Source organism: Streptomyces sp. NPDC032198 (genome assembly GCF_040636975.1).
In the GTDB taxonomy this organism is placed as follows: domain Bacteria; phylum Actinomycetota; class Actinomycetes; order Streptomycetales; family Streptomycetaceae; genus Streptomyces.
Genome location: NZ_JBEZVL010000006.1, coordinates 412841 through 424741, shown reverse-complemented (window position 1 = coordinate 424741; position 11901 = coordinate 412841). Strand labels below are relative to the sequence as shown.

Sequence of the window (11901 nt, the reverse complement as noted above, 5' to 3'; positions counted from 1 at the left end):
GCGTACCGGCTTATCCTGGATGTCCGTCCGGAACACATCCCAGAACACAACGTTCGTCAGCAACGTTCTTGAATCGCGGAGCCTGTCTTGTACTTCACCGACCGTGGCATCGAGGAGCTGGAGAAGCGGCGCGGCGAGGAGGAAGTCACCTTCGAGTGGCTCGCCGAGCAGCTCCGCACCTTCGTGGACCTCAACCCCGACTTCGAGGTCCCGGTCGAACGCCTGGCGACGTGGCTGGCCCGTCTGGACGACGAGGACGAGGACGAGTAGGGCGCGTCAACCGCTGATCCCCCCTCGCGGGTCCGGGCGTCAGCCGCCCGCAGGGCCCGTGTCGGCCGCGCGCACTCTGTCGTACGCCAGTCCCAGGGAGCCGTGGACCAGCAGTAGCGCCCCGGCCGCGGCCCATCCGCCGCTGCGTCGCCGCACGGCCCAGGCCGCGAGCGGCAGCCCCACGGCCATCTGGGCCACGGCCAGCGCGCGCGCCTTCGGGCCCCGTAGCCAGGGCCCGAAGGGGCCCCGCTCGACCACGTCCAGCTCCGCGCGCACCGCGTCGCGCCATCCGGACCACTCGATCTCCCGCACCCCCGGCACCACGCGCGCCACCGCCCGCAGCCTGTCCGCGGGTTCGCCGGGGCCGAGGCCGGCCGGGAGAGCCACTCCTGCCCGCGCGAGGACGGCCAGCAGCCCCAGGAGCCGGGCGCGGGCGTCGGACCCCGTGTCGGGGCGTCCCAGGGCCTCCAGGGACTGCAGGTCCAGGACGGGGTCGAGGCCGAGCCGCGCGGCGAAGGTCCGCAGCGCCTCGTCCTCGCCGACGGGCGTTCCGTTCGCCAGCCACACGTACTCCACGGTGCGCCGGAAGCCGGCGGCGAGGGTGCAGCCGGAGCGGTCCGAGTCCCACCACAGCGCGAGCACGGGCCAGGCCGCCCCGACGGCGAGCGCGGTGGCCCAGCCGGTGAGCACCCGGTCCACCGGTTCGTCACTGTGCACCCAGGGCTTGCCCTCGGGCACGAGCACGCTCCACTCGTGACCCGCCGGAGCGAGCAGCATCCGTTCGCGCAACAGGCGGGCGGCGGGCTCGACCGCGTGGGGTTCGGCCCGGCAGAGCAGCAGCGCGCCGGCGGCGGGGTGTTCGGGAGCCGCTTCGGCGTGCTCGAAAGCTTCGGACGACATGGCCCCACGCTAGGTCAAATCGCCATATTTAGCGCAGAGAAGGGTGGGTGTCTTGACTTTCCGCAACCGCGATATATCGTGTATCTCAGAGACGCGATATGGCGCGTTGTCGTCCAGCTCGCCCGAGGAGGTCAGCCCGATGTCAGAGTGGTCCGTCGCCGAGCCCCAGAAGCTCACGTTCGACGCCCCCGTGGAGAACCTCCGTGTGCGCGTCGTCAACGGAACAGTGAACGTCGTGGGCACCGACGAAGTTTCCGCCCGGCTGGAGGTCTCCGAGATCGAGGGGCCGCCGCTGACCGTCACCCAGGAGGACGGCACCCTGACCGTCGCCTATGACGACCTGCCCTGGAAGGGCTTCCTGAAGTGGCTCGACCGCAAGGGCTGGCGACGCAGTGCCGTGGTCTCCCTGGCCGTCCCCGCGGGCACCCGCGTCGAGGTGGGCGTGGTCGGGGCGGGCGCCGTGGTCTCCGGGATCGAGGGGAGCACGGAGGTCAGGGGCGTCACCGGCGACACCACCCTCGTCGGCCTCTCGGGCCGGATCCGCGCCGACACGGTCTCGGGCAGCCTGGAGGCGCAGGGCATCACCGGCGACCTGCGGTTCAACTCCGTCTCCGGCGACCTGACCGTCTTCGAGGGCGCGGGCTCGTCCGTTCGGGCCGATTCGGTGAGCGGCTCGATGATCGTGGACCTGGACCCGGCGGGCGCCCCGGCCGACATCGGTCTGACGAGCGTCTCGGGCGAGATAGCGATCCGGCTGCCTCATCCGACGGACGCGGACGTCGAGGCGAACACCACGAGCGGTGCGGTGTCCAACGCCTTCGAGGATCTGCGGGTCAGCGGCCAGTGGGGGGCGAAGAAGATCACCGGCCGTCTCGGGTCGGGCAGCGGAAAGCTCAAGGCGACGACGGTCTCGGGGTCCATCGCGCTGCTGCGCAGGCCACCGGCGGAGGAAGAGCCGACGGACACTCCCCTGACGGACACTCCCCCGGCCGACGCCGCCCCGACCGACGACGCCGCCCCGACCGACAAGAAGGTGCTCTGAGATGGCCCCCGTGTTCGCCCACGGCCGACTGCGCCTGTACCTGCTCAAGCTCCTCGACGAGGCGCCGCGCCATGGCTATGAGGTGATCCGCCTCCTGGAGGAGCGCTTCCAGGGGTTGTACGCACCTTCGGCCGGGACGGTCTACCCGCGCCTGGCGAAGCTGGAGGCCGAGGGCCTGGTCACGCACACCACGGAGGGCGGCCGGAAGGTGTACGCCATCACGGACGCGGGCCGCGCCGAACTGGCCGACCGCAGCGGTGAGCTGGCCGATCTGGAGCTGGAGATCCGCGATTCCGTCGCCGAGCTCGCCGCGGAGATCCGGGACGGTGTGCGGGGCGCGGCAGGTGAGCTCCGCCGTGAGATGCGGGAGGCCGCCAAGGAGGCTCGCGCGTCCGGCGGCATGCCCGAGGGCAAGAGCGGCGCCGGCGGCGGATCCAGCACCGGTGCGGGTGCCCGTACGGGCAAGCCCTTCCCCGACCCCTCGGACTTCTTCGACGGATCCTGGGGTGACAAGGAGGGCTGGCGCCAGGCCAAGGAGGAGTTCAAGCGCGCCAAGCAGGAGTGGAAGGAGCAGACCAGGCGGGCTAAGGACGAGACCCGCAGGGCACGCGAGGAGGCCCAGCGCGCCCGCCGCCAGGCCCAGGACGCGCAGGACACCGCGCGCGCCCAGGCCCAGGAGGAGGTGCAGCGCATCGCACGGCGCGTCCAGGCCCAGGTGCAGGACCACTTCACGCGGGGCGACTGGCCGACGGGGGTCCGCGAGGGGCTGACGGAACTGGCCAAGGAGTTCGGCGACTTCGGGAAGGACCTGGGCAAGGACTTCGGCAAGGAGTTCGGCCGCAAGGGCCCGCGGTCCACCGCCGAGGAGCCCAGGTTCACGGCCGCCCCAGAGGACGGGGTCCCCACGGAGTACGTCCCGGGGTGGGCCCAGGAGGACACCACCGGCGATCCGGCACGTGACCTGGACCGCCTCCTGGACCGCTTCCGTGACGACATCCGTGACGCGGCCCGGGACCAAGGCGTGACGGAGGACCAGCTCCGCGACGCCCGCCGTCACTTGTCGTCGGCGGCGGCCCACATCGCCGGGGCACTGCGCACACCGAAGGGGTGACGGAGGGCTGACCCCGGGGCGGCCGGCACCAAGGACCTACTCGGCGTCGGAGCCGTTTCCACCAGTGCCGTTGCCGGTGCCGCCGCTTCCGGTGCCGCCCTCGCCGTACAGCACCCTCTCCACGGACTCGTGGGTCACGCCATGGTCCGCGAGGACCTCGCCGACGGGGCCGGGGCGGACGGTCAGGGCGAACAGGATGTGCTCGTCGCCGATGTGCCGGTCCCGGCGCGCGGTGGCGATGCGCAGGGACTTCTCCAGGGTGTCCTTGGCCTCGCGGGTGAAGGGCCGGTGGCCGCTCCAGCCTCGGCCGGAGCGGCGCCCGCCCGCTTTGCCGCCACCCGCCAAGGCGCCCACGCCGTGGGCCTCTTCGACCCGGGAGACGATCTCGGACACGTCGATGCCGAGTCCGGCCAGCGCCTCCGTGTCGGCCTGCGAGAGACCCCCGCGGCGCCGCGCCTCGCCCAGTGCGTCCTGGATCGAGTCCCGGCGGCGCGTGGCCCCGAGCGAGGCCAGGGCGAAGGACGCCCGGCTCGCCTCGCGGTCGAGCAGCGCGAGAAGCATGTGCCCGTCGTCGACGGATGCGGCGCCCTCGCCCTCGGCATGCTCGACCGCGCCTTTGACCACGGCGCGGGCGTCCTTCGTGAACCGCTCGAACATCACTGCCTCCCGTACTTCTTGTGCACGGCCTGCCTGCTCACTCCGAGCTCCGCGGCGATCCCCTGCCACGACCAGCCCTGCCGGCGCGCACTGCGCACCTGCACGGCCTCCAACTGCTCCACCAGCCTCCGCAGCGCGGAGACGGCTCGCAGTCCGACTCGTGGGTCACGGTCACCCGCACGCTCGGCGAGATCCGTAGCTTCGGTCATGCACGTCAACTTACGTTGACAGGGAGCCGATGTCAACCACAGTTGACATCGGACGGTGGCGGTCGCGGTGGCCGTAGCGGGGTCAGACCTCCAGCACGACCTTTCCGAACACGTCGCCGGACTCGATGCGCTCGAAGCCCTCACGTGCCCGGTCCAGCGGGAGGACCTCGTCGATGACGGGGCGCACGCCCGTGGCCGCGCAGAAGGAGAGCAGGTCCTCCAGTTCGTCCTTGGATCCCATCGTCGAACCGACGATCTTCAGCTCCAGGAAGAAGACCCTGGTCAGCTCCGCGTGCGAGGGCCGGTCGCCACTGGTCGCGCCGGAGATCACCAGAGTGCCGCCCGGCTTCAGGGACTTGATGGAGTGCGACCACGTCGCCGCCCCCACCGTCTCGATGACGGCGTCCACCCGCTGCGGCAGCCGCGCGCCGGACTCGACGGCCTCCACCGCACCCAGCTCAAGGGCCCGCTTCCGCTTGGCCTCGTCACGGCTCGTGGCGAAGACCCGCAGGCCCGCCGCCTTGCCGAGCACGATCGCCGCGGTGGCGACGCCGCCGCCCGCGCCCTGGACGAGTACCGAATCCCCCGGTCGCACACCGGCGTTGGTGAAGAGCATGCGATACGCGGTGAGCCATGCGGTCGGCAGGCAGGCCGCCTCGGCGAACGACAGCTCCTTCGGCTTCGGCAGCACGTTCCAGGTGGGCACGGAGACCTGCTCGGCGAACGTCCCCTGGTACTTCTCGGTGAGGATGGAGCGGCCCTCACGGTGGCCGACCCCGTACCCGCTCTGGCCGATGACGGAGTGCAGGACGACCTCGTTGCCGTCCTCGTCGATCCCCGCGGCGTCACAGCCGAGGATCATCGGCAGCTTGTCCTCGGCGAGGCCGACCCCGCGCAGGGACCAGAGGTCGTGGTGGTTGAGGGAGGCGGCCCGGACGTTCACGGTCGACCAGCCGGTGCGGGCCTCGGGGGCGGGACGCTCCCCCAACTCAAGGCCGCTGAGCGGCTGGTCACGGTCGATGCGGGCGGCGTAGGCGGCGAACATGAGGCAGACGATAGGCGCGCGCCCTACCCGCACGTAACCAGCAGCCCCTGTGACACGCGTCCCGCTCCAAGAGCACGCCCACCCGGTCAAGCGACAGAACGGGTGGGCGGATGGGAAAGCGGTGGGCCCCGCCACAGCAGTGACGGGGCCCTGGGCCCAGGGGCCAGAAAAAATCAGCGGCGAGCCACACCTTCGGCACGAGCGGCCGCCGCAACAGCCGCGGTGACCGCCGGGGCGACCCGCTCGTCGAACGGCGAGGGGATCACATAGTCGGCGGAGAGCTCGTCGCCCACCACGCCGGCCAGCGCCTCGGCGGCGGCGATCTTCATCGTCTCGGTGATGCGGGAGGCCCGCACCTGCAGCGCGCCCGCGAAGATGCCGGGGAAGGCGAGCACGTTGTTGATCTGGTTCGGGTAGTCCGAACGGCCCGTCGCGACGACCGCCGCGTACTTGTGGGCGATGTCCGGGTGCACCTCGGGGTTCGGGTTGGCCATGGCGAACACGAACGAGTTCGGCGCCATGGAGGCGACCGCGGGCTCGGGGACGGTGCCGCCCGAGACGCCGATGAACACGTCGGCACCCGCGAGGGCGCTCTCCAGCGAACCGCTGAGCCCCGCCTTGTTGGTGATCTCCGCGAGCTCACGCTTGACCGGCGTGAGGTCGTCGCGGTCCCGGCTCACGACGCCCTTGCGGTCCGCGACCGCCACATCGCCCAGGCCCGCCTCGAGCAGGAACTTGGCGATGGCGACCCCGGCCGCACCGGCACCGGAGATCACGGCACGCAGCTCGCCGAGCGTGCGCCCGGTCAGCCGTGCCGCGTTCCGCAGCGCGGCGAGCGTCACGACAGCCGTGCCGTGCTGGTCGTCGTGGAAGACGGGAATGTCGAGCCGCTCCTGGAGCTTGCGCTCGATCTCGAAGCAGCGCGGGGCCGAGATGTCCTCGAGGTTCACACCACCGAAGGACGGCGCGAGCCGCACCACGGTCTCGACGATCTCGTCCGCGTCCGTCGTCGCGAGCGCGATCGGAACCGCGTCCACGCCGCCGAACTGCTTGAACAGAATGGCCTTGCCCTCCATCACGGGGAGGGAGGCCTCGGGACCGATGTCACCGAGACCGAGCACGGCCGTGCCGTCGGTGACCACGGCCACGACGTTCGACTTCCATGTGTAGTCGTTCACCAGCTCCGGCTGCTCGGCGATCGCGGTGCACACTTTCGCGACGCCGGGCGTGTACGCCAGGGACAGGTCGTCCTTGTCCCGCACGGGCACGGTGGCCTGCACGGCCATCTTGCCGCCACGGTGCAGCGCGAACGCCGGATCGAAGGGCTCTTCGGCGCCTTCGTGACCCGTAGTGCTGTCGCTGCGAGGATTGACGATCTCCGCTGCCACTTGTCTTACCCCTTAAGTCTTAAATCATCAGTTGAGGGTGTCCACTCCTGGTTGAGAAGTGGGCGGGCACCGCGTCTGTTCCCCGCCTGTCGGCGGAGGGAGGTACAGACACGCGAGCGCGCCGCACACGCGCTCTGGGCCCCGGATGAGGGGTGTAACGCACCTTTCTACCTGACGGTGCTCGGCATGGGCGAGTGGGATTGGTTACCTGAGGTGCCCGTGGCCGTTGTAGTGGTCCAACAAGAACGGATGACGGGCCATGCCCGAATTTTCCGTGGAGCGCCCGCCACCGGTCCACATCGCGAGATTCATCCGAGATTCACGGAAGATCTCAAATGGCGGTACTTCGTTCCGGGCCGGTACGGCCCTGTTGTCCCGGCCTGTCTGGGTACCGGGATCACCCGTTATCCGATTTTGACATCTCTGGCACCCAGAATCGGACGGTCCGAATGGCAAGATGCCGTCATCACACGAGGTCGCGACACCCGAAGGTGTGTGCACGACCGCTCGGCAACTCCCTCATCCGCCGGAGGACCCTCATGACCGCACGCTCCATCTGTCGTACCACCGCCGGTACGTCCGCGAAGTCCCGGATGGCCACGGTCGGCGCGATCGCGGTCGCCGGCGCGCTGCTGCTGACCGGCTGCGGTGACCAGACCAAGAGCAAGGACGAGGGCGGCGAGAAGGTGAGCAACGCTCCGCTCGCCGACAAGCTCCCCAAGGAGATCCGGGACGCCGGCGTCATCAAGGTCGGTTCGGACATCGCGTACCCGCCCGTCGAGTTCAAGGACAAGTCCGGCAAGACGGTCGGCATCGACCCCGACCTCGGCGACGCCCTGGGCAAGCAGCTCGGCGTGGAGTTCCAGTTCGACAACGGCACCTTCGACACCCTGCTCGGCGGCCTGCGCTCCAAGCGCTACCAGATCGCGATGTCGGCCATGACCGACACCAAGAACCGCCAGGAAGGCGTCGACGAGGAGACCGGCAAGAAGATCGGCACCGGCGTCGACTTCGTCGACTACTTCACGGCAGGCGTCTCGATCTATACCAAGAAGGGCGACGACCAGGGCATCAAGACCTGGGCGGACCTCTGCGGCAAGAAGATCGTCGTCCAGCGCGGCACCGTCTCGCACGACCTGGCCAAGGCCGAGTCGAAGAAGTGCAAGGGCGGCAAGAAGATCGCCATCGAGTCCTTCGACAACGACCAGCAGGCCCAGACCCGCCTGCGCTCGGGCGGCGCGGACGCGGGCTCGTCCGACTTCCCGGTCGCCGCGTACGCGGTGAAGACCTCGGGCGGGGGCAAGGACTTCGAGCTGGTGGGCGAGCAGGTCGAGGCCGCTCCGTACGGCATCGCGATCTCCAAGAAGAACCCCGAGCTGCGTGACGCGATCAAGGCCGCACTCGACGCGATCATCAAGAACGGCGACTACGACAAGATCATCTCGAAGTGGGGCGTCGAGGACGGCGCGGTCAAGGAAGCCAAGGTCAACGGCGGCAAGTGACCGCGCACCCGTCTCGCCGCTGAAAGGCCACTCCCGTGACTACCGACATCTCCAAGAAGGGCCCGGAGGACACACCCCCGTCCTCCCACCCTGAGGCCATCAAGGCCATCCCGGTCCGGCACTACGGCCGGTACGTCGCCGCTGTCGTCGCCATCGCCGCTTTCGCCGCGATCGTCTACGCGTTCTCCCAGGGCGACATCAACTGGGACGCGATCCCCGACAACTTCTTCGACGACCGCATCCTGCGGGGCGTCCGCGAGACCCTGATCCTGACCGCCCTGTCGATGCTCATCGGCGTGGTCGGCGGCGTCATCCTCTCCGTGATGCGCATGTCGAGGAACCCGGTGACCTCCTCGATCGCCTGGTTCTACATCTGGTTCTTCCGCGGCACGCCGGTCCTGGTCCAGCTCTTCGTCTGGTTCAACCTCGGCTTCGTCTTCGACTACGTGAACCTCGGCCCCGTCTACAAGGACGAGTGGTCGGACTTCATGACGCCGTTCCTGACGGCGCTGCTCGGCCTGGGTCTCAACGAGGCCGCGTACATGGCGGAGATCTGCCGCGCCGGTCTGCTCTCGGTCGACGAGGGCCAGACCGAGGCGTCCCAGGCGCTCGGCATGAGCCACGGCAAGACGCTGCGCCGGGTCGTGCTCCCGCAGGCGATGCGCGTGGTCGTGCCGCCGACGGGCAACGAAGTCATCAACATGCTGAAGACGACCTCGCTGGTCGCGGCCGTCCAGTACTACGAACTCCTGCGGTACGCGCAGGACATCGGTACGTCGTCCGGCGCGACGGTGGAGACCCTGCTGCTCGCCGCGTGCTGGTACCTGATCATGACGTCGATCCTCAGCGTCGGCCAGTTCTACCTGGAGCGTTACTACGCACGCGGTTCGTCGCGCTCCCTGCCGGCCACGCCGTTCCAGAAGATCAAGGCCAATATGTTGTCCCTTGGCAACCGCTCGGGAGTTGGTCACTGATGACGACCGCCATGGTGAAGTCCGAAGGCGTCCACAAGTCGTTCGGCAACGTCGAGGTCCTCAAGGGCATCGACCTGGAGGTCAAGTCGGGCGAGGTCTTCTGCCTCATCGGCCCGTCCGGCTCCGGCAAGTCGACGTTCCTGCGCTGCATCAACCACCTGGAGAAGATCAACGCCGGGCGCCTGTACGTGGACGGCGAGCTGGTCGGCTACCGGCAGAAGGGGGACAAGCTGTACGAGCTCAAGGACAGCGAAGTCGCCCTCAAGCGCCGGGACATCGGCATGGTCTTCCAGCGCTTCAACCTCTTCCCGCACATGACGGCGCTCGAAAACGTCATGGAGGCGCCGGTCCAGGTCAAGGGCGAGACGAAGTCGGCGGCGCGGGACCGCGCCGGGCAGCTCCTGGAGCGGGTGGGCCTCGCCGACAAGGCGAAGAACTACCCCTCGCAGCTCTCGGGCGGCCAGCAGCAGCGTGTGGCCATCGCCCGCGCGCTCGCGATGGAACCGAAACTGATGCTCTTCGACGAGCCGACGTCGGCGCTCGACCCGGAGCTGGTCGGTGACGTCCTCGACGTCATGCGCGACCTCGCGGAGTCCGGCATGACGATGATCGTCGTGACGCACGAGATGGGCTTCGCGCGCGAGGTCGGCGACAGCCTCGTCTTCATGGACGAGGGCGTGGTGGTCGAGTCCGGCCACCCGCGTGACGTCCTGACGAACCCGCAGCACGAGCGGACGCAGTCGTTCCTCTCGAAGGTGCTGTAACGCGTACATGCGGAAGGGGCGGTACGGATCCTGGATCCGTACCGCCCCTTCGCGTATCCGCTACTTGAGCCCCAGCACCATCGCATCCGAAGGCGAAGCCCACACCGTCCGGGCCTCGCCGAAGCCCGCGTCGCGCAGGGTCCGTGCGTGCCACTCGGGCGAGGGGGTGTCGCCGTCCGCGTGCTCGCCGTAGATCTCGAAGCGCTTGGCGGTGGGCCCGGCGAGGACCGGGTCCTTGGCGGCCAGCTCCCACCAGTCACGCCAGTCCAGGGCGCCCTCGGCCTTCGCCCGGTCCATGCGGGCATGCCGCTGGGCCCGGTCGGCGTCGTTCAGGCGGGGCGTCGCGGGGTCGGGCATGTGGTCGGCGTTCATGAAGACGCCGCCGTCCCTGACGAGCCCCGCGATCTGGCCGTAGAGGGTGGTGAGGGGCTCGCTGTGCAGCCAGTGCAGGGCGGTGGCGGTGAGGACGGCGTCATAGGAGTCGTACGGGAGCTGCGCCGTCCACCCGGGGTCCTTGAGGTCGGCGGTCACGAACGTGACGCGGTCGTCCCCGGCGAAGGTGCCCTCGGCGATGGCGAGGAGCGCGGGGTCGAGGTCGACGCCCGTGCTGACCGCGTCCGGGAACCTCTTGAGCAGCCGGTCCGTAATACTCCCCGTACCGCACGCGAGGTCGAGGACGCGCGGCTCGGTGCCGGCGACGGCCTCGACCATGTCCAGCATCACCCGGAACCGCTCCTCGCGGTCGGGCAGATACCACTCCTGCTGCCGGTCCCAGCTGTCCTGCCAGCCACGCCAGTCGGTCCCGGACACCGTTTCCGTCATGAGAAGCCCTCCCGTACGTAATACGCTCTCGTAATACCCTAGAAGCACGCGCAACTGTTACTCACGCACCCGACGAAGATAGCCCGCCCCGGTAAGGACTACAAGTGGAACTGGCCTATTACTCGGACTACGCCGTACGTCTCGTCAACAGCGAGGAGCCGGGTCGCAACAAGGACACGCTGACGTCGGTCGAGGCGGTCCGTGAGCTGTTCGGAGGCAGTTCGCAGGCGGCCCGTCGCGCGACGGACTCCGACGTCACCCGCTTCCGCTCGGTACGGGCCAGGCTCAGGTCGGTCTTCGAGGCGGCCGACGGCGGCGACGAGACCCTCGCGGTCGACCTGCTGAACTCGCTCCTGATGGAGTTCCCGGTCAGCCCGCAGATCTCTGGCCACGACGACCGGGACGACGAGGGCAACCCGCTGTGGCACATGCACCTGGCGGACCACCCGTCGAACGCGACGTCGGGGTACGCCGCGATCGCCGCGATGGGCCTCGCCTTCCACCTCACCGAGCACGGGGTGGACCGTCTCGGCCTGTGCGAGGCAGCGCCCTGCCGCAACGCCTATCTCGACACGTCGACCAACCGCTCCCGACGTTACTGCTCGGACCGCTGTGCGACCCGCGCCAATGTCGCCGCCTACCGCGCCCGCAAACGCCTGGAGACGGAGCGGTCGGGCAGCACCGGCCGCGCGGCCGACACGGCCCAGCGCAGCAGGCTGAACGGCGAGCGCTGACCGGACCCGAACTGGGGCGGGCGGTAGCGGAACCACACCTTCCCCAGGACGAGTTCCTCGGGCACCGTGCCGTAATCCGTGCTGTCCCCGCCCGCGTACGTGTTGTCCCCGAGCACCCACCAGCCACCGTCACGCCGCCCCGCGGCGCGCTTGACGACCAACAGGTCCTGCTGGAACGGATGGCGGAGCACCACCACGTCACCCGCTCGGACCCGTGCGCCCCACTGCACCACCAGACGGTCCCCGTGGTACAGCGTGGGCACCATCGAAGGGCCGGTCACCTCGGCCGCGCCCAACGGCAAGATGGCCCTTCTCCGTTCGCCCTCCTGCGACAGCTCCGGCATCACCGCACCTCCCCGGTCCTATCCTCCACGAGTCCCAGTCTGACCCTGGACTTTTGTCCTAAGCCCATGGGGGCACTCGCGAAAAGCCGCCTCTCACGGAGTAATGTCCCACCTGAGAAGACGATCACGAGGAAGGACC

At 69.5% G+C, this 11901-nt stretch carries 14 protein-coding genes; 7 read left to right on the top strand and 7 right to left on the bottom strand.

Annotation, left to right across the window (positions count from 1 at the left end; translation table 11 throughout):
• Window positions 1–87 precede the first annotated feature (87 nt).
• Window positions 88–270 carry a DUF6104 family protein gene (locus AB0E78_RS18680; protein ID WP_003961784.1) on the top strand — a complete coding sequence of 61 codons (183 nt, stop codon included), beginning with the start codon at window positions 88–90 and terminating at the stop codon, window positions 268–270.
• Between the two features lie 39 nt (window positions 271–309).
• Here the strand turns inward: AB0E78_RS18680 and AB0E78_RS18675 are convergent, their stop codons facing one another.
• A complete protein-coding gene (locus AB0E78_RS18675) occupies window positions 310–1170 on the bottom strand; it encodes a hypothetical protein (protein ID WP_361833504.1) in 861 nt (286 codons plus the stop codon).
• Between the two features lie 139 nt (window positions 1171–1309).
• Here AB0E78_RS18675 and AB0E78_RS18670 point away from each other — a divergent pair, with 139 nt between their 5' ends.
• Entirely contained in the window at window positions 1310–2212 is a 903-nt protein-coding gene (locus tag AB0E78_RS18670; RefSeq protein ID WP_361833502.1) for a DUF4097 family beta strand repeat-containing protein, read from the top strand.
• A gap of 1 nt (window position 2213) precedes the next feature.
• A complete protein-coding gene (locus AB0E78_RS18665) occupies window positions 2214–3323 on the top strand; it encodes a helix-turn-helix transcriptional regulator (protein WP_361833500.1) in 1110 nt (369 codons plus the stop codon).
• 36 nt (window positions 3324–3359) lie between these two features.
• Here AB0E78_RS18665 and AB0E78_RS18660 read toward each other — a convergent pair whose 3' ends face one another.
• From AB0E78_RS18660 to AB0E78_RS18645, 4 genes are all read right to left on the bottom strand, one after another.
• The gene (locus AB0E78_RS18660; RefSeq protein ID WP_361833498.1) at window positions 3360–3980 is read right to left on the bottom strand and encodes a Clp protease N-terminal domain-containing protein; all 621 of its coding nucleotides are present in this window, start codon (window positions 3978–3980) and stop codon (window positions 3360–3362) included.
• Window positions 3980–4189: a helix-turn-helix domain-containing protein gene (locus AB0E78_RS18655; RefSeq protein ID WP_361833496.1), complete on the bottom strand. Its 210-nt coding sequence runs from the start codon at window positions 4187–4189 to the stop codon at window positions 3980–3982. The genes AB0E78_RS18660 and AB0E78_RS18655 overlap by 1 nt, the downstream gene beginning before the upstream one ends.
• 82 nt (window positions 4190–4271) lie before the next feature.
• Window positions 4272–5234 (bottom strand): zinc-binding dehydrogenase, encoded by a 963-nt coding sequence (locus AB0E78_RS18650; protein WP_361833494.1) that lies wholly within the window; start codon window positions 5232–5234, stop codon window positions 4272–4274.
• A gap of 173 nt (window positions 5235–5407) precedes the next feature.
• Window positions 5408–6622: an NADP-dependent malic enzyme gene (locus tag AB0E78_RS18645; RefSeq protein WP_361833492.1), complete on the bottom strand. Its 1215-nt coding sequence runs from the start codon at window positions 6620–6622 to the stop codon at window positions 5408–5410.
• A 539-nt stretch (window positions 6623–7161) separates the two neighbouring features.
• Between AB0E78_RS18645 and AB0E78_RS18640 the strand changes: the two genes are divergently transcribed.
• From AB0E78_RS18640 to AB0E78_RS18630, 3 genes are read left to right on the top strand one after another with little or no spacing between them, the layout of a single operon-like run.
• Window positions 7162–8124, top strand: a complete 963-nt coding sequence (locus tag AB0E78_RS18640; protein WP_361833491.1) for an ABC transporter substrate-binding protein — start codon at window positions 7162–7164, stop codon at window positions 8122–8124.
• A gap of 35 nt (window positions 8125–8159) precedes the next feature.
• On the top strand, window positions 8160–9098 hold the full coding sequence (locus AB0E78_RS18635; protein ID WP_361833489.1) for an amino acid ABC transporter permease: 939 nt from the start codon (window positions 8160–8162) through the stop codon (window positions 9096–9098).
• Window positions 9098–9862, top strand: a complete 765-nt coding sequence (locus AB0E78_RS18630; RefSeq protein WP_361833487.1) for an amino acid ABC transporter ATP-binding protein — start codon at window positions 9098–9100, stop codon at window positions 9860–9862. Before AB0E78_RS18635 ends, AB0E78_RS18630 begins: the two co-directional genes overlap by 1 nt.
• A gap of 60 nt (window positions 9863–9922) precedes the next feature.
• Here AB0E78_RS18630 and AB0E78_RS18625 read toward each other — a convergent pair whose 3' ends face one another.
• Entirely contained in the window at window positions 9923–10684 is a 762-nt protein-coding gene (locus AB0E78_RS18625; RefSeq protein ID WP_361833485.1) for a class I SAM-dependent methyltransferase, read from the bottom strand.
• Between the two features lie 104 nt (window positions 10685–10788).
• On the opposite strand from AB0E78_RS18625, the gene AB0E78_RS18620 reads away from it, so the two are divergent.
• On the top strand, window positions 10789–11418 hold the full coding sequence (locus AB0E78_RS18620) for a CGNR zinc finger domain-containing protein (protein WP_361833483.1): 630 nt from the start codon (window positions 10789–10791) through the stop codon (window positions 11416–11418).
• On the opposite strand, the gene sodX is transcribed toward AB0E78_RS18620, so the two are convergent.
• Window positions 11322–11762: a nickel-type superoxide dismutase maturation protease gene (gene sodX, locus AB0E78_RS18615; protein WP_361833481.1), complete on the bottom strand. Its 441-nt coding sequence runs from the start codon at window positions 11760–11762 to the stop codon at window positions 11322–11324. The genes AB0E78_RS18620 and sodX overlap by 97 nt on opposite strands.
• Between the last annotated feature and the right edge of the window lie 139 nt (window positions 11763–11901).